The 22,967-nt window shown below is 68.2% G+C and carries 14 protein-coding genes; 6 read left to right on the top strand and 8 right to left on the bottom strand.

All coding sequences use genetic code 11. From position 1 onward, the window contains the following. The first annotated feature begins 106 nt into the window (after positions 1 to 106). The 6 genes from BM115_RS19070 (at position 107) to BM115_RS19095 (ending at position 14,924) form a co-directional block, all read left to right on the top strand. Positions 107 to 673, top strand: a complete 567-nt coding sequence (locus BM115_RS19070; protein WP_092297553.1) for an SRPBCC family protein — start codon at positions 107 to 109, stop codon at positions 671 to 673. After that, positions 670 to 1,635: a LysR family transcriptional regulator gene (locus BM115_RS19075; RefSeq protein WP_092297556.1), complete on the top strand. Its 966-nt coding sequence runs from the start codon at positions 670 to 672 to the stop codon at positions 1,633 to 1,635. The genes BM115_RS19070 and BM115_RS19075 overlap by 4 nt, the downstream gene beginning before the upstream one ends. Before the next feature lie 105 nt (positions 1,636 to 1,740). Then, positions 1,741 to 2,544 carry a putative hydro-lyase gene (locus tag BM115_RS19080; RefSeq protein WP_092297559.1) on the top strand — a complete coding sequence of 268 codons (804 nt, stop codon included), beginning with the start codon at positions 1,741 to 1,743 and terminating at the stop codon, positions 2,542 to 2,544. A gap of 141 nt (positions 2,545 to 2,685) precedes the next feature. Continuing rightward, positions 2,686 to 13,335, top strand: a complete 10,650-nt coding sequence (locus tag BM115_RS19085; protein WP_092297562.1) for an LWXIA domain-containing protein — start codon at positions 2,686 to 2,688, stop codon at positions 13,333 to 13,335. A 90-nt stretch (positions 13,336 to 13,425) separates the two neighbouring features. Further along, complete coding sequence (locus BM115_RS19090; protein WP_092297564.1) at positions 13,426 to 14,181, top strand: sulfite exporter TauE/SafE family protein; 756 nt, start codon at positions 13,426 to 13,428, stop codon at positions 14,179 to 14,181. Between the two features lie 239 nt (positions 14,182 to 14,420). Beyond that, positions 14,421 to 14,924 carry an RcnB family protein gene (locus BM115_RS19095; RefSeq protein WP_255370904.1) on the top strand — a complete coding sequence of 168 codons (504 nt, stop codon included), beginning with the start codon at positions 14,421 to 14,423 and terminating at the stop codon, positions 14,922 to 14,924. Positions 14,925 to 14,994: 70 nt separating this feature from the next. Here the strand turns inward: BM115_RS19095 and BM115_RS19100 are convergent, their stop codons facing one another. The 8 genes from BM115_RS19100 to BM115_RS19135 form a co-directional block, all read right to left on the bottom strand. Continuing rightward, entirely contained in the window at positions 14,995 to 16,446 is a 1,452-nt protein-coding gene (locus BM115_RS19100; protein ID WP_255370905.1) for a Fic family protein, read from the bottom strand. Between the two features lie 281 nt (positions 16,447 to 16,727). Then, positions 16,728 to 17,618: a 50S ribosomal protein L3 N(5)-glutamine methyltransferase gene (prmB, locus tag BM115_RS19105; protein WP_092297570.1), complete on the bottom strand. Its 891-nt coding sequence runs from the start codon at positions 17,616 to 17,618 to the stop codon at positions 16,728 to 16,730. A gap of 60 nt (positions 17,619 to 17,678) precedes the next feature. Beyond that, the gene (gene dapE, locus BM115_RS19110) at positions 17,679 to 18,830 is read right to left on the bottom strand and encodes a succinyl-diaminopimelate desuccinylase (protein WP_092297573.1); all 1,152 of its coding nucleotides are present in this window, start codon (positions 18,828 to 18,830) and stop codon (positions 17,679 to 17,681) included. A 22-nt stretch (positions 18,831 to 18,852) separates the two neighbouring features. Next, positions 18,853 to 19,200: an arsenate reductase gene (locus BM115_RS19115; RefSeq protein WP_092297576.1), complete on the bottom strand. Its 348-nt coding sequence runs from the start codon at positions 19,198 to 19,200 to the stop codon at positions 18,853 to 18,855. A gap of 5 nt (positions 19,201 to 19,205) precedes the next feature. Next, positions 19,206 to 19,565 carry a hypothetical protein gene (locus BM115_RS19120; RefSeq protein ID WP_255370906.1) on the bottom strand — a complete coding sequence of 120 codons (360 nt, stop codon included), beginning with the start codon at positions 19,563 to 19,565 and terminating at the stop codon, positions 19,206 to 19,208. Between the two features lie 93 nt (positions 19,566 to 19,658). After that, positions 19,659 to 20,486 (bottom strand): 2,3,4,5-tetrahydropyridine-2,6-dicarboxylate N-succinyltransferase, encoded by an 828-nt coding sequence (dapD, locus tag BM115_RS19125; protein ID WP_092297582.1) that lies wholly within the window; start codon positions 20,484 to 20,486, stop codon positions 19,659 to 19,661. Positions 20,487 to 20,554: 68 nt separating this feature from the next. Next, complete coding sequence (gene dapC, locus BM115_RS19130; RefSeq protein WP_092297585.1) at positions 20,555 to 21,760, bottom strand: succinyldiaminopimelate transaminase; 1,206 nt, start codon at positions 21,758 to 21,760, stop codon at positions 20,555 to 20,557. A 75-nt stretch (positions 21,761 to 21,835) separates the two neighbouring features. Further along, on the bottom strand, positions 21,836 to 22,675 hold the full coding sequence (locus BM115_RS19135; RefSeq protein ID WP_092297588.1) for a ferritin-like domain-containing protein: 840 nt from the start codon (positions 22,673 to 22,675) through the stop codon (positions 21,836 to 21,838). Positions 22,676 to 22,967: the final 292 nt, after the last annotated feature.

Genomic DNA, 22,967 nt, shown 5'->3' on the forward strand with positions numbered 1-22,967 from the left:
CTTCCTACGGAGATCCGTAGGCGAGGGTTTCCTACGAGTGCTCGGTAGTGGTCGCGCGCGCACGTCGCCGGTAGGCTTGCGGCAATCTCATTGCACGCCCATTCCCATGCTCCCCAACCTCTCGCTTCGACCCCTGCTCGTGGTCCTGCTGCTTGGCGCGGCCGGTGCCGCGCACGCCCAACTGGTGCCCGTGGAGCGCTCGGTGGCGATCAACGCCGACGCCGACCTGGTGTGGCAGCAGGCCGGCGGCTACTGCGCACTGGCGAAATGGGACGGCGAATTCAAACGTTGCGACGTAGTGCTCGGCAGTGGCGCGCCCGGCACGGTCCGGCGCATGGTCTACAAGGCGGGCGGGCTGCCGGCCGTGGACATCCTGACCGACAAGGGGCCCTACGCCTATAGCTACCGCAAGCTCTCCGGCCATACGCGCGGGCGCCTGCAGGCCAAGCCGGGGCTCGATGCCGGCACCACGATCCTGACGTGGCAGGTGTGGCTGGACCCCTTCGCGCTGCCCGATGGCGCGGGCTCCGAGTATCCGCACGCGCTGGGGGATGCGATGCAGGCCGCGCTGGGGAATTTGAAGGCGAGGGCGGAGGAGGTGGCGCTGGAAGCCGCTGCCGACGCAAAATCCGCGACGGTTGTCGCCCCTCTCCCGCAAGCCCCCACCCCATGAACCTGCGTTTCCTCGAAACCTTCGTCTGGGTCGCGCGTCTGCGCAGCTTCCGGCTGACCGCCGAAAAGCTGTTCAGCACACAGGCGTCCATCTCCAGCCGCATTGCCGTGCTGGAGGAAGACCTCGGCGTGAAGCTGTTCCTGCGCGATTCGCGTGGCGTGACGCTGACGCCCGAGGGCCAGCGCGTGCTCGAGTACGCGGAGAAGATGGTGAACACGATGCACCATCTGCGGCAATCGCTGGACCGCTCGCGCACCATCGCGGGGCGGGTGCGCATCGGCGCGATGGACTCGGTCATCCATACCTGGCTCTCCACCGTGGTCAAGCGCGCGATGCAGGCCTATCCGCAGCTTGAGATCGAGCTGACTGCCGATGCCGCGCTCAATCTCTGTGACCAACTGCAGAAGGGCTACCTCGACGTGATCTTCCAGACCGACCTGCTGCGGCTGGAGACCGTCCGCAACATCGAGCTGGCGCGCTACCCCATCCGCTGGATCGTGGCGAAGGGCAGCGCCTATGACCGCCCGTACCCGTCGCTGGAGGCGCTGGGCGCCGAGCGCGTGATCACCTTCGTCAAGAATTCCCGGCCGCACCAGGACATCCTGAGCCTGTTCCACCTGAACGGCGTGACCTCGCCGCGCATCAACTGCGTCAACTCGGTGGCGGCCATGACGCGGCTGATTGGCGATGGCTTCGGCATCGGCGCGGTGCCGCCGGCACTGGTCCGGCAGGAACTGGCCGACGGCACGCTGGCCGTGGTGCAGGTGGACAACCACCCGCCGGCGCTGGACATCGTGGCCTCGTGGCGCATCGGCGCGGGGCTGGAAGTCAACGAGTCCATCGTCGAGATCGCCACGCAGGTGGTGGCCGATTTCTGCCTCGAAGTGGGCGACGACATGGCCACGGCGGCCTCCCCGGTGCTGGCCACCGCCATGCCCGAAACCTCCCACGCAGGCTCGTAGTCATCGGATTTCTTTATCGCGCGCCACCCGAAAGATTTGTTGGACGCGATGCGGCACCGGCCACCAGAATCGGTTTCGACTTCACCCGATTCCCACGCCGCAGCCATGAACCAGCCTCTCCAGCACGCCGCCTCGATCCTGCCCGACGACCCCGCCGCATTGCGCCGCATCATTCGCGAGGGCCGCTACCGTGGCCACACCAGCGGCCTGGCGCGGGGCTACGTGCAGGCCAATATCGTGATCCTGACGCGCGACTGGGCCTATGACTTCCTCCAGTTCTGCGCGCTGAACCGCAAGTCCTGCCCGGTGATCGACGTGACCGATCCGGGCGATCCGGTCTTCCGCAACCTGGGCGTGGATGTCGATATCCGCACCGATGTGCCGATGTACCGCGTCTATCGCCACGGCACCGAGTACCACGAGACCGCCAGCGTGGCGGAGCTGTGGCGTGACGACTTCGTGGCCTTCGCCATCGGCTGCTCGTTCTCGTTCGAGCACGCGCTGCTGGCTGCCAACGTGCCGCTCAAGCACATCAACCTGGGCCGCAACGTGGCGATGTTCCGCACCGATATCGAGACCCGGCCGGCCGGGCGGCTCTCCGGCAAGCTGGTGGTGTCCATGCGCCCGCTGTCCGCCGCCGACGCGATCCTGGCCACCGAGATCACCGCGCGCTACCCGGACGTGCACGGGGCGCCGGTGCATATCGGCGACCCGTCGCTGATCGGCATCGAGGACATCGAATCCCCCGACTATGGCGATGCCGTGCCCCTGGACGCCCACGAGATCCCGGTGTTCTGGGCCTGCGGCGTCACCCCGCAGGCCGTGATCCGCGAGGCGCGCCCCGAAATCTGCATCACGCACGCGCCGGGCTGCATGTTGGTGACCGACCTCGACAACAACCGGCTGTAGCGCCGGCTGTAGCACCAGTCAGCCCTACGAGTTCTCATAGTGTCGCGCGCGTGCCCGCGCGCGCAAAATCTGCGGCACCGTCTGACCTGCCGGCCGCCGCGCCCCGCGTGGCTTGCCGGCATCCACGTGGAGACAAGCGACATGCTGGATTTCATGGATGCGATCCGGGCCGCGGCAGCGGCCGCCGCCCGTGCCGCCGCCGAGGCCGCCGAGCGCGCCCGCGAAGCCGCGGAGCGCGCCGCGCGGGAGGCCCAGGAGCAGGCCCAGCGCCGCGCCCAGCAGGAAGCCGCCGCCCGCGCCCAGCAGCCGCAGCAGCCCGAGACGCCCAAGCAGCCGGCCAAGACCGAGCAGACCGAGAAGCCCCAGCAGACGCCGCAGGTCACCAATGCGGTCTACACCGGCAACGAGCCGCTCACGTTGACGCTGGCCAGTGCCCCGAAGACGGAAAAGCCTGCCGCGCCGCCGCCCGACCCCGCCGAGACCAAGCGCAAGCAGGAAGAGGACGACGCCAAGGCACACACCGACCGCTGGGAGAAAGACGCCAAGAGCGCCTACGACGATACCGTCGACAAGCTGAACGGCGGCCCGATGACCGACGCCAAGTGGAAACCGCTGGGCGAGAAGTACGGCACCGTGCTCGGCGGCGTGCAGAACGAGCTGCGCGTGGCGGCCAATCACGCGGCCCAGACCGGACGGGACGAGACGGCCGCCGTCGACGCCAAGCTCAAGGAAATCACCAAGCGCTACGACGACCCGGCGCTCAAGGCCAACCTTGAGGACGCCAGGAAGGACTACCTGAAGACCGAGCCCAACCAGGCCGCGCGCGACACCGGCGCGGCCCGCTTCAAGCTGGTGCTGGCGCAGGACAAGGCCGAAGCCACCGGCAAGACGCTCCAGCAGGAGACGGCCGCCTACAACAAGATCCCCGGCGGCGTTCGCCGGGCCGAGGCGGGCCTCGACGATGACCTGCAAACCGCTCGCGCCAACGACACCGCCGCGCAGCAGGACCTCCAGAAGGCCAGCGACGACTTCACTGCCGCCCTGCAGAAGGAAATCGACACCTCGGCGGTCAATCGCTACCAGCATGATTCCGATGAGGGCCTGAAGACGGTCCAGAACGACAAGACGCCGAACCGCTACGAGCGGCAGGAAGGCATGTCGATCTATACGACTGCCGTCAACGACGCCAAGGCGCAGCGCGCGGCACTGGACAAGGGGCAGGGCGTCAAGGTGCCCGAGCGCTTCCGCGAGCAGGCCGTGGCCGAGGTCAAGGAGCGCTACGGCGCCAGCCCGGACCTCGGCAAGGTCATCGACCTCGCCAATGCCAAGGGGCAGCTCAAGGGCGAGATGGCCAACCTCGTGCCCACCAACGACTTCGAGCGCGGGCTGGCCAAGACCGACCCGACCACGCTGGCGCTGGCCCACATGGAGGGCCTGACGCTCGATCCCTATGCGAAGAACGATCCCAACTCGGTCCTCACGCGCGACCTGCCCGCCGACGAACGGGCGATGATGAAGGACAACCCGGCCGGCTACGTCCTCTACAAGTCGCTCGATGCGGACAGCCTCCGCCCCGACCCCAACGCCCCGGCCGGCGACCCGAAAACCGCGCAGTACAACCAGGGCGTGCAGCAGTACGGCGGCCAGCTCCTGTTCTACACGGCGCAGCAGATGACCGACGCGGCCAAGGCCCGCGCGAAGACGCCGGAAGAGAAGGCGACCGCGACCACGCCGGCGCTGGACCATATGCGCGTGCTGCTCCAGGCATCGACCGAGCAGCGCGTGGAGACGATGACCACCAGCATCGCCAGGCAGCTCGATGCCGGCGACGTCAACGGCGCACTGGCCACCCGCAAGGCTGGCGTGGACGCCGCCCAGTCGCCCGACGAGCGCGCCCAGTACGTGGCCGTGCACAACGACCGCTTCGACAGCGACCTGTTCAAGACGCAGATCAACGCGGCGATGGACAAGAACCTCAAGAACAAGACGCACGACGACGAGGGTCGCCCGATCCAGGGCCAGCAGGACATGTACGCCGACAAGGTGGGCCAGTACCTGCAGGACACCGCGCCGAACCTGATTCCCGAGGATGCCGACACGTTGCTGGAGACCGTCCGCTCGGAGTACAAGAACGACTGGACCGCCCGCAACGACAGCACCGGCGCCGGCTACAACGACTGGGACGACTTCTACCACGGGCTGGCCGCCGTGGTGGACAAGGCCGACGCCAACTACTACGCCACCACCGAAGGCGCCAAACCGGGCTCCGGCCCCGCCGCCCAGCGCACGGCCGCCTGGCTGACCGACCGCGACAACGACGTCAGCCTGCTGATGATGAGCAACCAGTCCGGCAGCTCCCGCCAGGGCCGCATCTACGGCGGCGCCCAGGACGCCGCCGCGCAGGGCTACACCGGGCTCTCCATCGCCTTCGAGCAGGCACTGAAGTCCAGCAAGGACGCGCCGCCGATGTCGGACTACTACGTCCAGAAGGCCACCGCGCGCGGCAACGAGAAGTACGGCGAGAGCGCCGAGGCCAAAGAGCAGAACAAGATGTTCGATCTCGACAAGGACGAGATCCTGCGCCAGTCGTTCGACAGCATGGGCCTGCAGAAGCAGGACCTGAAGGCCAAGGTCGGCGACGACGCCGCGCTCGACAAGGCGATCCAGCTGGCGATGCCCAGCGCCACGCCCCAGACCATCAAGGACGTCAAGGCGGAGATCCGCGCCAATGCCGGCAATGACGCGACGGCCTCGGCCATCCCGATCTTCGTGACCCAGCCGGGCAGTGCGGCGTACCAGACCGCGGTGTTCGAGTTCAAGGGCCGCGACGGCAACACCATGTGGGTGGACGACAGCGGCTCCGTCTACGGCAAGGAGGGCGCCGACCCGAAGCGCGATTTCCAGGAGAACAACCTCCTGGCCGACAAGGGCACCGTCTACATCGCCGACCGTAACCTCGATCTCGGCAGGGATGGCCACGTCAGCTACGAGGCGATGGACGCCCATATCGTGACCGGCACGGAAAAGGTCATGGGCTGGGTCAACCTCGGCGTGGCGGCGGTCGGCGCCGTGGCGGGCGGGGTGGTCATGGTGGCGTCGGGCGGCACGCTGACGCCGCTGGTGGCGGTGGCCTGGGGCGGCATGATCGGCAGCATGGGCTACGGCATCGGCACCTCGTGGCACGAGCTGGACAACATCGCCGATCATGGCCGCTCGATCAATCCGTTCAAGAGCCAGGAGGCGATGTCCCAATGGCTGAACGTGGGCGGCTCGGTGGCCGGCATCGGCGGCATGGGCTTTGCCAAGTTCGGCTCGCTGGCGGCCAATGCCGGCGTGCGGGTGGCGGCTGGCGGCGGCACGGTGCGGGAGATGGCGGGCCAAACGCTGATGCAGTCGGCCTCGCGCTTCGGCACGACCAGCCGCGTGCTCAACGGCACCGCGTTCGGCATCGGCGGTGTGCAGACCGCCCAGCAGGCCACGGCGTTCGCCCAGCACGGCAAGGACATGAGCGTCAGCGAGGTGGTGCAGAACAGCGCCATGCTGCTGATGGGCGCCACGCAGATGATGCCGGCAGCCATCCAGAAGCGGGTGGGCGAGTCCGTGCGCGATACCTACCAGCGCACGCGCGGCCGTACGCCGCTGGACGATGCCGCCAACAGCCCCGCGAACCGCGCCGCCGATGGCGAGGCCGCCAACGTGCTGCGGGACGGTGATCCTGACGTGACTACCGCGCCGCGTACGTCGCGCGATGCCGCCAACCCGGGCGGCGGCCGTCCGCGCCTGCACGACGATGTGCCGGCGCCGGGCCAGCGCCCTGGCGCGCGCGATGGCGAGGCCGGACGTCCCTCGACGTCGAACCGCGCGCGCACGCCGGGAGAGCCTACCAGCCCCGCTGCACCATCCACTGGACGATCGACCAACACGCCGGAAGGCGCCACCACCCGGCCGACGACGTCGCCGGACGCCCAGCAGGTCGCCTCGCGCTGGCAGGCATTCCGCGCGCGCGGCACGCTGGTGCAGGACCGCGTCATCACCAATATGATGGATCGCGCGCTGGCGCGGGCCCAGGAGCGCTATCTGTCCGAGGCGACCAGCCGCCGGCGCGAAAGCGCCGATGCCGCAGACCGTCGATCCGAAAGCGCCGCGTCCGAGCGCCGGCGCATCTTCCACGGCCCGGCCCTGCGGCGGGGCCGGGGCGATGCGGAAGGGGCCGCCCCCGCCCAGCGACGCACCATCCGGCATGGCCCGGCCGAGGAGGCGGCGCGCGCGGCGCGTACTGCGGATGAGGCCGATGCCCCGGCGCACGCGCTGCGCCAGAACGCCATCTCCCCGCTCGACAACGTGCTCTGGATCGACGGCCGCATGGAGCAGATCGGCGTGCCGTACGGCGCCGAGCTGGCCGCGCGGGCACTGGCGGACCTCGACCGCGTGATGATCGTCACCGCGCCGCTGACCGCGCATGGCCATGCCGAGACCAATGGCGTGATCGGCGCGGCCTCGCTGGGCGCGTACCTGACCTCGCTCGGCAAGGAAGTGGTTTACGTGACCGACCGCGCCCACGGCCGGGCGCTGCGCAAGATGCTGCGCAATGACCTCGACCAGCCCAACGCACGCGTGGAAACCTTCCGCGCCAAGGACCATCTGGCGGCCACGCTGCAATCCAAGGCGCTGCTGGCGATGCACCAGCCCGAGGCCGTCATCGCCGTGGAAGTAGCCGGCCGCAACCTGAACAACGAATACCGCCTCCAGACTGGGGAGGCCGTGGCCGGCGGGCCGCGCGTGGACCAGCTTCTGGTGGATGCCCGGGACATGAAGGGCGTGCTGACGGTGGCCGTTGGCGACCACGGCAACGAGGCCGGCATGCGCCCCCTGCGCGAGCGCATCACCCGGGCCATGGCGCCCGAGGACGTCCACGCCGAACTCTGGTCAGACGTGAGCGCGGACCACGTGGTCACCGGCATGAACTCGAACCTGGCCGCGCAGGCCATCGGTTTCGCGCTCCAGCGGTACCACAACGGCGAAGGCAAGATGCCGGACATCCAGCAGATCGGCGACATGTTGGAGACCATGGCGAGCTTCAACGCGCGCGACGGCGTGACCTACGAGGTGGGCGCCACCAGCGTGCGCGGTATGGACAAGTCCGTGCAGCTTGGCGTCTACGAGCTGCTCGGCAAGGCGGCGGAGAGCCTGCCGGAGGGGCTCGACTTCGTGAAGCTGTTCGATGGCATCCAGCGCCGCTTCCTGCCGAAGGATGTCGATGCCGAGGCCGCCGGCATCCGCGTGGAGGACGATGTCATCGTCGTCACCGCGTTCGATTCGAGCAACGGCGGCCTGCTGGCCGCCCAGAACCTCGCCCGCCACATCTACGCGCTGACCGGCAAGGCGGTGCAGGTGGAGGCGGTGACCGACCACGCGGCCGGCACCTACGGCGGCCGCACGCCCGAGGATCTGGCCGAGAAGGTCCACGCCGGCCTGCAGGCCGTGCAGAAGCTGATGGGCGACGTGAACCTGGCCGCCTGCAACACCGCCTGCCTGGCGCTGGCCACGGTGCTGGCGCGCATGCACGGCTTCGAGATGGTGAACCTGATCCAGCAGACCGTGCCGCAGATCGTGGAGATGGGCGGCGAGCGGCCCGTGGTGGTGGCCACGCCCGGCACGGTGGGCGGCCACGCCTACCTGAACGGCGTGCGCGAGGCCAGCGGCGGCCGGCGCACCGTGGAGGAAATCCCTGCCACGGAATGGGCCGGCGCGGTCAACAACCTGATGCACCTGGACGATGGCGCGCAGCTCGCCCAGCTCAAGCAGTGGATTGCCGACTACATCAACCTGGACCGCATTCCGGCCGATACCACCTCGGTCTGGTTCTGCTGCACGCACTACCCGGCGCTGGAGTCGCTGGTGCGCCAGCAGCTCGACGCCATCGGCATGTCCCACGTGAAGCTGATCGACCCGATGCAGTTCCAGGCGCGCAAGGCCGTGGACGTGCTGATCGACAAGGGCCTGCTGCAGGCCACGGACCTGCTGGACACGCCGCTGGACCCGATGCAGGTGCCCGACAGCAAGACGCTGCCGACGATGGTGGTCACCTCCGGCCAACCCTCGGCGGTGTCCCGGCTGGCACACGCTATGGGTGGCCGCAACGACATCCGCGTGTTCAAGTCGCCGTTCGGGGAAGCCGCCGATGTGTCCGGCGTGCGCGCGCTGGTGGATGCCGGCCGCCACCTGAACCCGGTGGATCGGGTCAGCTTCAGCTATATCGGGCGGGGCCTGCGCGAGTTCTATATGCCGGACGGGGCCCAGCGCGCGGCGGCGGCGCTGGAAAGTGGCGAGAACATCATGCTGCTGACCGGGTTCTCGGTCGCCAAGGGCATGCCCGAGACCGACGGGCCGCCGGGCACGGCCGAACTGGGCCGGGCGCTGCGCCTGCGCGGCAAGCAGGTGACCTACGTGGTGGATTCGGCCAACAAGCCGATCCTGGAGGCCATCCTGCGCGAGATGGGCGAGCCGACCGACAACATCAAGGTTTTCGACGTACCCGTGGGCGACGCCAAGGCCCCGGCGCGGGCGCTGCTGGAAGCCGTGGGGCCGGACCGGGTGATGGCGATCGAACTGCCGTCGCGCGCGGCGGACGGCACCAAGAACAATATGCGCGGGATCGAGATCGACGATTTCAACCCGGCCATCGACGAGATCCTGATCCAGGCCAACGCGCGCGAGGGCGTGGAGACGCTGGGCATTGGCGACGGCGGCAACGAGGTGGGCATGGGCGGGCTCAAGGGCCTGATCCCGAAGGGCTGGAACGGCAAGCAGATCGCGGCCGAGATCACGGCGGACCATGTGGTGACGGCCAGCGTGTCCAACTGGGGCGCGTATGCGCTGTCGGCGTTGCTGCTCAAGCGCGGCAACATGATCGAGCGGTTCCAGACGCCCGACGAGCTGCGGCGCGTGCTGCAGGCGGCTGCCGATGCGGGTGCCGTCGATGGCGTCTCGCGCGAGCGCGTGCCGACGGTGGACGGCTTCTCGACCGACGTGCATGCCGCCATCGTCCAGCTCTACCGCCACGCGGCCACGGGCGAACTGCCTGCCGGCCCCGGTGCCGCGCCGAATGCCTGGTTCGGCGGCCCGGGCGTGGCGCGCACGCCGGTGGCGGAGGCGGCCAACGCGGTGATCCACCATGGCGGGCGCACGCCGGCGGGGGGCCATCCTCAAGGACAAGCCGGCCCGCGTCCGCGCGCCGTGTCCACGCGCCGCACGGACGCCGCGCCGGTGCGCGACGGCAGCTGGTCCTTGCGCGACGAGACCGTCGACGCCGGCGCCATGGCGGCGACGATCGACGGCGTGCACGCTTCGGGCGGGCGGCTGGCCGGCGTGCACTACGTGGTGCTGCCGGCGGCTGGCGGCGAGGTGACCGTGCGCAGCGGCCTGCCGGAGTCCTCGCATGACTCGCTCCAGCAGGCGCTGGCCAGCGCCGACGAGGCCGTGCAGGCCGGCCAGCCGGTGCAGGTGGCCGTGGTCGCGCAACGCGGCTTCCAGGGTCGGATCCACGACGGCAACCTGATCGGCACGATTCCGGTGACGCTGACCGGCCGCACCACGCGCGCCGGCAGCCTCGCGCTGAATCGGGGCTATGGGGGCGAGATCCGTATCGCCTTGCCCGAGGATTTCCGCGCCGGAGCGCCGCTGGTGCGCCGCGAGGGCGGGCGGCGCGTGGACCATCTCGGCCAGCTGGCGCAGTTCCCGCGCGGGCCGGCCCATCTGGATCTGGCGCAGGAGGCGGGACAGGTCACGTTCGATGGTGCGGCGGTCGGCATTTCCGTGCCGCGTGTGCCGGGCTACTTCACGGTGCGAGCCGAAGGCGTGTTCGGCGGCGTGGAGATGAACGCGAGCGGCACGGGGCCGTCGCGGATGGCCGACGCCGCCACGATCATCGACCGCATCCGCGCGCATCCCGACTACGAGGAAGGCATGCCCGTGCTGCTCTACGGCTGCCACGCGCAGGACGGCGTGGTCTCGCTGGCGCAGGAAGTGGCCAATGGGCTGGGCGCCAACGTCTATGGCCCGGACGGCGCGCTCAATATCGACGCGTTCTTCTCGCCGGGCAGCGACCTCGCGCACGGCGCCGGGCTGGGCGTGGCGGCGGACCGCGCGACGATGGCGATGTCCGGCGCGAACCTCCACGTGGTGAACGGTGGCCGCTTCTTCGGCGCCCGGCCGGGGCTGCCCATCGTGGGCGTCACCCACGGCGGGAGGACGGCGGCGGCGGCTGCGGCGGCGCCGGTGCCCGACGCGGCCACGCCGGCAGGCTGGCGGCAGACGCCGGCGCGCTGGAGCGAGGTGGCGGTTGGCGACAAGCCGCACCGCGTGAACGCGCCCGGGGACCATACGGTGGTGGTCGGGGCGATCCACCCCGAGGGCGGCCTGCGTGGCGAGGATGGCCAGCCCATCGGCGCGCACGCGTTCGCGCTCCGCATGGCCGACGAGTGGCAGGCCGGTCAGCCGATCGTGCTCGCGCTCGACGGCGCCCACCTGCCGCAGGGCCGCGTCTTCGCGGAGCAGGTGGCGAACGTGATGCAGACCGAGGTGCTGGCCCCCGAGTTCGCGCTGCAACGCCATGCGGACGCGGACGGCAAGCCCGCCATCGACCTGACACAGGCCGGCGGCAACTGGCGGCGCGTGCAGCCCCAGCCAGACCCGTACGCCAACCATCGTTTCGATGTGAACGCGCGCGGGGTGGTCTACCTGCGCCATCCGGGCGGCGGGCGCGAGCGGGTGGACCTGGCCACCTATCTCGGGCCACGGCTCGGGGGCGGCGGCGCCAAGACCGTGTTCGCGCTGGGCCGCGACAAGGCCGTGGGCATCGCCAATGACGAGATGACCGGCTTCATGGTGCAGGGCGAGCGCGAGGCGCTGCGCACGGCGGCGGGGCTCGGCTTCAACACGCTGAAGACCTTTGGCGCCGACGACATGACGGTCTCGGGCCGGCCCACCGTGGTCTACGAGCGCTACGCGGCCAGCTCCCGGGACCTGTTCGGCAACAAGGCCATGCACGGGGTGCCCGATCCGCGCACTGAACTGCTGAACGGCAAGTCCCTGCGCGACCTCGACCATATCCTGGACACCATGGCGGACCGCCACGTCTATCTGGGTGACGTGGAGTTCAGCATCCACCCGGACGGCACCGTCAAGGTGGCAGACCTGACCAGCGTGGAGCTGAAGGTGGATGACACGCAGGGCAGCGCCCATGCCGACATCGTGGCCCGCATGCGCGAGGTGGCGCGCGCCAACGAGGCTGCCGGGCAGGGCGGCGCGGCCCAGCGGCGCACCATCACCCATGGTCCCGCGACCCCGCCGGCGGGCGAGAATGGCCCGCGCCCGTGGAAGATGGCCAAGACGATGACGGTGTCCACGGTGGGCACCTTCGCGCTTGGCACGCTGGCTGGCGTGGCGACGTCCGCGGCGCACGTGAACCCGGTGCTCAGCAGCGCGACCTGCTTTATCTACCGCGGCAGCGTGGCGGCGGGCCGGACCCTGCACACCCTGCGGATCAACGCGCGGGCGGCGGACCCCACGCCGGCCAACATCGCCTATCTGCGCAGCCGGCTGCACGGCCGCTCCGCCGATGCGTGGGGCATCCACGCCAAGGACCAGGACGTCTTCAAGACCGCCGTGGACACGCTGGAGGCCCACACCCACGGGGCGAAGAAAGACGCCCCGGACCGCGCCACGCAGATTCAGGACGCGCAGGCGACCATCAAGACCGTCGGCACCAAGCTGCTGAACCCCGATACCGTGCCGGGCCGGCTCAACGACACGGCGCAGATCGGCACGCTGGCGGTCAACAACAGCAACACGGCGATCTGGTTCATGCAGCACCATCTGCCGGCCGACAACCCGCTGACCTACAGCAACGCGGCGTTCCTGGCATCGAACACGGTGCTGAGCACGCTGAACATCGGCACGCGGCTCGGACATCACCTGGGCGGCAAACCCACGGTGCTGCTGTCTGCCCAGATGCGCAAGTTCGTGATGAACGGGTACGCGCTCGGCACGATTCCGCTGGCCGTGGCCGATGCCATGAACACGCCGGGCGTGGTGGGCATGATCGAGGCGGCCGGCATTACCGTGTTCGGCGTGGGCGCGCACCTGCAGTCGCGCGTGGACCGGAACGCGGTGGTGGGCGAGAAGAACCGGCTGGCGCTGCAGCAGGACCCCAAGACCGGGCTGCTGCCGGCGCAGGGCTGGGCGGAGGGCAAGTGGAATGTCTTCGGCCGGGCCATGCCACGCGGGCTGGTGCTGCTGGGGGCGGGCGTCATCGTCAATTTCGTCGCCAAGATTGCGGTGGAGCTGACCAAGGACGATGACAAGGACGGGGCGCCGAAGCCGGGCGGGACGCCGACTGTGGCGCCGACTTCGACGCCAACCCCCACCCCGGACGCCTCGCCGTCCCCGTCGCCATCCCCCTCGGGCACGAAGCCGCCCGCCGAGACGCCGCCGGACACCCGGCCGGAGACGCCACCAAGGACGCGGCCCACATCGCCGGAAACCGTGCGCGTGCAGCCGTACCGGCGTGGCAACGAGGCCGTCTCGACGCTCTGGGGCATCTCGCGCGCGCATCTGGACACGCTGCTCTCCGACGAACAGAAGGCCGAGGCGCGCGAGCAGGCCCTGCCGCCGGACACGCAGGTGGCCGACTTCGCGCTCCGCGAGTTGATCAACCTCAATCCGAAGTACAAGCTGGCGGAGAATCCCGGGCATATCGAGCCGGGCTGGGAGTTCGACGTGACCCGTTAGGGTGAGGAGGGGCGCGTGAGGGATGTGGCGGGTGGCGACGACGTTACAATGCCGCTTCCCTTCGCCCCGTTACGCCCCTTCCGCCCCCCCATGTCCGTCGATCCGGTCGTCATCCTCATTGCCCTCGGCGCCGCCGTTGCCGGCTTCGTTCAGGGCCTGTCCGGGTTCGCGTTCGGCATGGTCGCCATGTCGTTCTGGGCATGGGGCGTGGATCCGCGCATGGCGTCGGCCATGTCGGTGTTCGGCGCGCTCACCGGGCAACTGCTGGCCGCGTTCACGGTCCGCCGCAAGTTCCATCTGGCCACCGTGCTGCCGTTCCTGATCGGCGGGGCGGTCGGCATCCCGATCGGGGTGTCGATCCTGCCGAAGCTGGATATCCACCTGTTCAAGCTCTGCCTCGGCATCATCCTCGTGATCTGGTGCCCGATCATGCTGTTCTCGGCCAAGCTGCCGCCCATCCGTCGCGGCGGGGGGCTGGCGGACGCCGTGGTCGGTGGAATCGGCGGCATCCTGGGTGGCATCGGCGGGTTCACGGGTATCGCGCCCACGCTCTGGTGCACGCTGCGCGGCTTCGACAAGGATACCCAGCGCGTGGTGATCCAGAACTTCAACCTCGGGGCCTTGATGGTGACGATGGCCGTCTACATCGGTACCGGCATCGTCACCCGGGACATGCTGCCGATGTTCGCCGTCGTCGCCCCGGCCATGCTGATTCCCACGCTGCTCGGCACGCGGGTCTATCTGGGGATCAGCGACATCATGTTCCGCCGCATTGTGCTGACGCTGCTCACGGGCTCGGGGTTGGCCATGCTGGCGTCGTCGGTGCCGCAACTGCTCACCCGCTGACCGGCCGGGGTGGCAGTTGCTACACGCCCGCGCCGTTTTTACCGGTTGCCGTGCAGAAAACGCATATCGCGGCAGGCCACATCTTCCATCCGGTAAGTGATTGAAATCATTCGGGAAAACCGCCTCGCGCCGACGGCTGGGCGGGTATATGCCGATGCGGGCCCCGCAATTGCTACTAAGCTGATTTGGGGGCTGCCCGCGCCCGGGCGGCCTGACGTTCCATCTGTGAGGAGATCACGATGAAAACGAAGTTGTTAATAACCTCCCTGGTGGCGGCAGGCATGCTGGCCGCACCATTCGCGATGGCGCAACAGAGCCAGGGCCAGATGCCCGGCCAGACCCAGCCATCCGGCCCGACACCCATGCCCGCACCGGGCCAGGCTGGCGCGACGCCGCCATCGGCCACACCAATGCCACCTGCCTCGCAGGGCAAGCCACGCAGCACTGCGCCCGCACCGAAGAGCCAGGGCATGTCCCAAGGCGGGACGTCCTCGGATTCCATGAGCAGTTCGGGCCGCACCGGCTCGCAGCCGATGGGTGCCCAGTCGCCCTACGCGCCGCAGAAGTGGAACAAGGGTGACAAGCTGCCGGCGGAATTCCGCGACCGCCAGTACGTCATCGACAAGTACAAGGATTACAACCTGCCCGCACCGCGCAAGGGCTATCACTGGGTCGGCGTGGGTGCCGATTACTACCAGGTGTCGTCCAACGGGACGATCTACTCGGTGGGGCCGGGAGGCTGAGTGGTCTGCTAATGAGTAAACAACTAATTAGTAAACAGCAGGGCAACGGGCACGTCGGCGTGCCCGTTTTTCATGGTGCGACTGGATCGGACTCGTCCGAAAAGAACACGTCCTTGACGGCGGCCTCGATGGCGTCGAACGCGGCCGGCTGCACGCGCAGGGCCAGTTGCTTGCGCCAGCGGTTGGAAACGCGGCCTTTCTCGCGGAAGCAGCTCGAAACCAGCGTGGCAAGGTCCGCGTTGCGGATGTCGAACTGTGCATCCACACGCTTGGCCACTTCGTCATAGCCGATCAGGAAGCGCGTTTCGGCTTCCAGGTCGTGCTCCAGGGCCTCCCGGACCATGCGCACGCCGAATTCCACGCACGACGTGGCATCCCAGTAGCGATAGGGCGTGGCCCCGGCGCTGGTCTCGCAATCGAACTGTTGATCGCCCAGCACCCGCACCCGCCAGAGCGCGCGCACCGGCTTGGAGAAGCTCTCCAGCGCGGCGAGGTAGTCGGCTTCATGCCGCTTGATGGCCACCGAGACCGGCAGCAGGAAGCCTTTGGCCATCTTGCCCGAGCGGCACAGCGCGTGGTGGATCAGGAAGCGCGAGAGCCGCCCGTTGCCGTCCATGAACGGGTGGATGAAGACGAACCAGAACGACACCACGCTCGCCACGATCAGCGGGTCCACGTTGGCCGGCGGATCGTTGGCGAAGTCTTCCAGCGCCTGCATCAGGCCGGGCACGTCGTCCGGCACCGGCGGCACGTAGGTGACGGACGCCGGCCCGTTGCCGCCCCGGCGCAGCCAGTTCTGCTCGGTGCGGTACTGCATCGCCTGGTCGAACGGGTTGGAGATGACATCGTTCTGGAGTTCGGTCAGGTACTCCTCGCTCAACGGCCGCTTTTCATGCGCGTGGCGCAGCAGCTGGACGAAGCGCTCGGACTTGTCCTGCGTGGCGCTCTCCCGTTCGATCTCGAACGAACTGTCGGTCTCGCTCAGGTAGGCCCAGTGCAGCGCGCGGTCCAGGATGTCCGGGCCGACTGAGGCGATAAAGGCGTCCATGCGCCCGAAGACGTCCATGTCGAGAATCGACTGGATGGTCTCGGTGCGGCGCACGGTGACGCAGTAGTCCAACTCGCCCAGCCCGTTGAAGCGCACGCGCCAGCGCGGATGGAGCTTGCCCGGCGCGGCGGTGTAGTAGCGCGCCGGGTCGAACAGATTGACGTAGGGAACCTTGTCGGAGAGGGTGGGCGTGAGCGTCTGGCCGGTGAAGTGCTCCCACAGCATGGCCGCGATACGCCCGAAGCGGCTGGTGGGGTGCAGGTCCAGTTCGGCCTGCATTTCCGCCTGCGGCACCTGGGGCAGCGCCTGGGACAGGATGGCGAGGTTCACGCCCTCGTGCTTGATGGCGAAGAGCGTATGGGCGAGGAGTGGGGCGTCATCGGACGGCGCCACCTTGCGCGGGAACAGGATGGCGTCGGGCATCTCCAGGATGCGCGTCGTGGCGCCCGAGCGTGCCTCGCGGGTCACGGGCACCAAGGGTGACGTGAGGTGGTTCCGGACCCACGCATAGCCAACCTGCCGCATGTGATGCACGCCATTCCCTCCAATGTGATCAATAAGACCCAACAAAATTCGCGCTAAACGCACAAATTTTATATTTGGAGGCCAGGTTGTCTACTTTTTTTTAGGGAGACCGGGAAAAACTTAGAAAAACCGTCGTTTCGCGGCCCCGCCGCCCACCAAATTCGCGCTGAACGAACCGAATTTATATTTCGGCCGATTTTCCGCACAAAATTTTAGGGCGAGGCGGGATTTCAGTCAGGAAGTGCGTCGTAAGTCACCAAGAACACCTGTTCGTCGCCAGCGCTGACCGGCAGCCAGATGATGTCCAGGTTGGGGAAGGCCGTCTCGACGTTGGTCTGCTCGTTGCCGATCTCCACCACCAGCACGCCACCCGGATTGAGCCGCTTCTTCGCGCCGGCGATGATCCGACGCACGATGTCCATGCCATCGTCGCCCCCGGCCAGCGCGATGCGCGGTTCGGCCAGGTACTCCGGCGGCAGGTCGCGCATCGACTGCTCGTTGACGTACGGCGGATTGGTCAGGATGACATCGTAGGTGGCGCCCGACGGCAGCGGCGCGTACAGATCCCCTTCATATAGCGCGATGCGCTCGCCCATCTTGTAGTCGGCCACGTTGCGGCGCGCCACGGCCAGGGCATCGGGGGAGATGTCCACGGCATCGATCCGGGCGTTCGGCCAGACGTGCGCGGCGATGATCGGCAGGCAGCCCGACCCGGTGCAGAGTTCCAGCGCGGTGGTAATCCCGTCCGTCTCGCCCAGCCACGGCTCCAGGCCTTCCTGGAGCAATTCGCCGATGAAGCTGCGCGGCACGATCACGCGGGAGTCCACGTAGAAGCGCAGGCCGTGCATGAACGCCTCGTGCGTGATGTAGGCGGCCGGCACGCGCTCGGTCACGCGGCGCTCGATCACGTCGAGCACGGCTTGCACCTCTTCGGGCAGCAGGCGCGCGTCCAGGAACGGGTCGAGCGTGTCGAGCGGCAGGTTCAGCGTATGCAGCACCAGGTAGGCCGCTTCATCGTAGGCATTGGCGCTGCCGTGGCCGAAGGACAGCTTGGCGGCGGTGAAGCGCGAGACCGCCAGGCGCAGCAGGTCGCGGACGGTTTGCAGGGGGGAAGAGGCCATGGGAGACACCACAATAAGGATAAGAAAAGGGGCCGCCAGGGCCCCCGTCGTCGCTGCCGGTCAGGCGATCAGCCGTTCCAGCACGCCGCGGTAGACATTCTTCAGCGGCTCGATGAAGCGCACTTCCACATGCTCGTCGATCTTGTGGATGCTCGCGTTAGGCGGGCCGAACTCGATCACCTGCGGGCAGATCTTGGCGATGAAACGCCCATCGGAGGTGCCGCCAGTCGTCGACAGCTCGGTCTTGACGCCCATCTCGGCCGCGATGGCGGCGCTCAACGCGTCGGACAGGTCGCCGCGCGGGGTCAGGAACGGTTCGCCGCCCAGCGTCCAGTCGAGCGTGTACTCAAGGCCGTGCTGGTCGAGGATGGCATGCACGCGGGCCTTCAGGCCCTCCGGCGTGCTGGCCGTCGAGAAGCGGAAATTGAAGTCGATGGTCACGTGGCCCGGAATCACGTTGGTCGCGCCCGTACCGCCATGGATGTTCGACATCTGCCACGTGGTGGGCGGGAAGTACTCGTTGCCCTGGTCCCAGGTCTCGGCGACCAGCGTGGTCAGCGCCGGTGCGGCCAGGTGGATCGGGTTGCGGGCCAGGTGCGGATAGGCGATATGCCCCTGCACGCCCTTGACCGTCAGCTTGCCGGACAGCGAGCCGCGCCGGCCGTTCTTGACCATGTCGCCGAGGGTGTCCACCGAAGTCGGCTCGCCGATCACGCAGTAGTCCAGCCGCTCGCCGCGCGCCTTGAGGGCCTCCACCACCTTCACGGTGCCGTCGTGCGCCGGGCCTTCCTCGTCGCTGGTGATCAGGAAGGCGATGGAGCCGGCGTGGGCCGGGTGCTTGGCCACGAATTCCTCCACGGCGACCACGAAGCCGGCGATGGAGGTCTTCATGTCCGCCGCGCCCCGGCCGTAGAGCTTGCCGTCGCGGTGGGTGGGCTGGAACGGGTCCGATTGCCACTGGTCCACCGGGCCGGTGGGTACCACGTCGGTATGGCCGGCGAAGGCCAGCAGCTTGCCCGCCGTGCCCGCCGTGCCGCGCTTCACCGCCCACAGGTTCGTCACGCGGAAGTCGTCGGGGCCGCTGACGAGGTTTTCGCACACGAAGCCGAGGGCCTTCAGGCGGGATTCCAGCACGGCCTGGCAGCCTTCGTCAGCGGGCGTGACGGAGCGGCGGCGGATCAGGTCTTCGGTCAGGGCGAGGGTGGGGTTCATGATGCGGTGGCGGCAGGAAAATTCAGAAAAGTGCGGCGTAGCCGTCGGCGGAAAAACCCACGCTGACCTGGCCGTTGCGGTCCAGCACGGGCCGCTTGATCAGGGACGGACTGGTTTGCATCAGCGCGATGGCGCCGGTTTCGGACTCGGCACTGGCCTTGTCCGCGTCGGACAGCGCGCGGTAGGTGGTGCCCTTCTTGTTCAGCAGCGTGGCCAGTGGCACGTGCTTGAGCCAGGCGCGCAGCAGCGTTTCGTCCACGCCTTGCTTCTTGAAGTCGTGGAACGTATACGGCACGCCGTTCGTGTCGAGCCAGGTGCGTGCCTTCTTGACGGTGTCGCAGTTCGGAATGCCGTAGAGCAGGACAGTCATGGTGATTATCGGAACAGCAGGTTGAGGGCGATGACCAGCCCGCCCAGGCCCAGCGCCACGCCGGTCATGGCCACGGCGGTCATCAGCCGCAGGCGGCGGTCCAGCCGGGCGGCTTCCTTGCGCAGCGCCTCGATGGTGATGGCGTGCTGCTCGGCCAGCAGCTTCACGGCCTCGGCCTGCTGCATGGCCGCCATTTCCAGTTCGGCGATGCGGGCGGCGGGGTCGCGCGGCTCCAGCGTGCCGCCGATGTCCGGCTCGTCCTTGCGGCGGCCCTTCTTGATCTTCTCGATGGTCTTGTTGGCCTGGTCGAGGATGGTAGGGAGCAGGGAGAGCACGGTGCTGACAGTGGCGGGGTCTAGGGCCATGAGTCGCTTGCGGAGGGAGGGCATGGGCGAATCGGTTCGCCGCCGGCCATCCTCGACGAGGATGGCCGGCGGCGCTGCGGCGGCTTGTGCGGATCAGTCGCCGCGCAGCAGGTCGTTCAGGCTGGTCTTGGCGCGGGTTTGCGCGTCCACCTTCTTCACGATCACGGCGCAGTACAGGCTGTACTTGCCATCCTTGGACGGCAGGTTGCCGGCCACCACGACCGAACCGGCCGGGACGCGGCCATAGTGGATCTCGCCGGTTTCGCGGTCATAGATCTTGGTCGACTGGCCCAGGTACACGCCCATCGAGATCACCGAGTTCTCTTCCACGATCACGCCTTCCACCACTTCCGAGCGCGCGCCGATGAAGCAGTTGTCCTCGATGATCACCGGGTTGGCCTGCAGCGGCTCCAGCACGCCGCCGATGCCCACGCCGCCCGACAGGTGGACGTTCTTGCCGATCTGCGCGCACGAACCCACGGTGGCCCAGGTATCGACCATCGTGCCTTCATCCACATAGGCGCCGATGTTCACGTACGACGGCATCAGCACGGCGTTCTTGGCGATGAACGAACCACGGCGGGCCACGGCGGGCGGCACCACGCGGAAACCGGCGCGGGCGAAATCGTCGCCGGTCCAGTTGGCGAACTTGGTCGGCACTTTGTCGTAGAACTGTGCGAAGCCGCCAGCGGCCATCGGCGCGTTGTCTTCCAGGCGGAACGAGAGCAGCACGGCCTTCTTGATCCACTGGTTGACGACCCATTCCTTGCCTTGCTTTTCGGCCACGCGCAGGGCGCCGGCGTCGAGCTGGGAGATCACGTTGGCCACCGCCTCGCGGATGTCGTTCGGGGCGGACTTGGGCGACAGGCTGGCGCGGTCTTCCCAGGCCTGGTCGATCAGGGCTTGCAGTGCTTGCGTCATGGTCGTTTCTTTAGTGGTGATTGTTCAGGTAATTGTTCAGGCAAAAGCGTTGGTCCGCCGGAGCGGGATCAGTGCCCGCCCAGCGACTTGCAAAATTCGACGATCCGGCGCGCGCCTTCCACGCATTCGTCCGGCGTGGCCACCAGGGCCATTCGCACGCGGTTCTTGCCCGGGTTCACGCCATGGGCGTCGCGCGCGAGGTAGCTGCCGGGCAGCACGGCCACGTTCTGCTCGGCCAGCAGGCGCACGGCGAAGTCGGTATCGGACAACCCGGTGCGCGAGACATCGGCCCAGAGATAGAAGGCGGCATCGGGAAGTGTCACATCGAGCACTTCGGCCAGCATCGGCGTCACGGCGCTGAACTTCTTCACGTACGCCGCGCGGTTCTCGCGCACATGGGCCTCGTCGTTCCACGCGGCCACGCTGGCGGCCTGCACGGCAGGGTTCATGGCCGCGCCGTGGTAGGTACGGTATAGCAGGAATTTCTTGAGAATTGCCGGGTCGCCGGCCACGAAGCCCGAGCGCAGGCCCGGCACGTTCGAGCGCTTGGAGAGGCTCGAGAACATCACCAGTCGCTCGAAGCCGCGGCCCAGCTTGTGGGCGGCTTCCAGCGCGCCCAGCGGCGGGTTGGCTTCGTCGAAATAGATCTCGGAATAGCATTCATCCGAGGCGATCACGAAGCCGTGGCGATCGGACAATTCGAACAGTTGCTTCCAGTCCGCCAGCGACATCACGGCCCCGGTGGGATTGCCCGGCGAGCAGACGTACAGCAACTGGACGTCTTGCCAGGTCTCGGCGCCGATCTGGTCGAACGCGGGCGCAAAGTTGCGTGCCGGGTCGCTGTTGGCGAATACCGGCTTGGCGCCAGCCAGCAGCGTGGCGCCTTCGTAGATCTGGTAGAACGGGTTCGGGCACAGCACCAGCGGGTTGGGGCGGCTGGCGTCCACCACGGTCTGGGCGAAGGCGAACAGCGCCTCGCGCGAGCCGGTCACGGGCAGGACTTCCGTGGCGGCGTCCACTTTCGGCAGGCCGTAGCGGCGTTCCAGCCAGCCGGCGATGCCCTGGCGCAGTGCGTCGGTGCCGGCGGTGCTCGGGTAGCTGGCCAGTCCGGCCAGCGACGCGGTCATCGCCTGCTTGATGAATTCGGGGGTCGGATGCTTGGGCTCGCCAATGCCGAAGCTGATGGCTGGCTTGTCGGCGGGTTTGACGTCCGCCACCAGCACGCGCAGTTTCTCGAAGGGATAGGTCTGGAGCAGGTCGAGGCGCGGATTCACGGTGGCAGGCAGGCGGGGCGGTTGAAACCCGGCATTATAAAGGAATGCCGCCGACGCCCCGCGTGCCGGCTTCGCTTAATAAAGCATCACTCGCGACACCGTGGCCACCAGCGGCCGGCGGATGAACCGCTCCAGCGCCGCGTTCAGGTGCAGCGGACGCAACAGCATCTTCACCGTCATCTCGAGCGGCAGGTTCCGGCGCACCACGGCGCTGCACTGGGAGTTCAGCGCGCGCACGTCGCGCTCCGGCACGTCTTCCTGATTGCGCTCCACCCGCAGTACGTTGCGCAGCGCGATCTCGGCATCCTCGTTCTTGATTTCGAGCAAACGCCGCGCCAGCGCGCCCAGCACCCGGGCGCGCCCAATCCGCTCCTGCCCGTTCAAGGCATTGAAATAGCGGAAGAAATGCTTGTAGTGGCGTACCTCGTCGTTGGCGATGCGGCGCGTCAGGTCGCGCAGCACCGGCTCGTCGCTGGCCTGCTCCAGCGCGCGGTAGTAGGTGGCCGTGCCGGTCTCGACCACGCAGCGCGCCGCCATCTCCAGCGCGTGCGACCGCTCGAAATTGTCGATCGAGCAGGTCTTGCTGTATTCGTCGAAGAAGCGCTGGTAGCCGCGCGGCCAGTCGAACTCCGGCCAGACATGCTCCACGTAGCGGCGCAGCGCGAAGCCGTGCTGCAGCTCCTCGGATTCCCAGTGCCGGGCGAGCCACGTGGCGGCCTCGGGCACATGGGCGTAGTAGGTGGCGAGGTTGCCTGCGTAGGTGTCGGAGCCGCTTTCGATAAACGATGCGGCGACGAGCAGGTAGAACAGCGTACGGTTGTCGCGCACCTTTTCCACGTCGATGGACGCGTAGTCGATGTCGGACACGGACCAGGGCAGGTCGTCCCGTTCCGGGGTCGCTTGGCTTACGGTCATGCACAGATCTCCAGGCAAATCGCGACCTGCAGGCGGCGTGTGACGGCCGGATGACGGTCGAGCGGCGGGGAGGGCGCTTCGCGCCGGAGGGGCTCCGGGGTCACGCCAGCATTCCAAGAGACTAGCACTAACCCTAGGAAGTTTCTTTTGGATTTGCCGCGTGGGCGTCGCATCGCGGTGTTGCGGTCACGCAGCAGCCACCTCGAAACCGCTTGCATGAATAGACGCAACTCGTGGAAAAGCAAGGATTTTCCGGGCGGGGAATGGGAGGTCCGAAACGCCGCCCATCGGG

This window comes from Cupriavidus sp. OV096 (assembly GCF_900115455.1).
In the GTDB taxonomy this organism is placed as follows: Bacteria; Pseudomonadota; Gammaproteobacteria; order Burkholderiales; family Burkholderiaceae; genus Cupriavidus.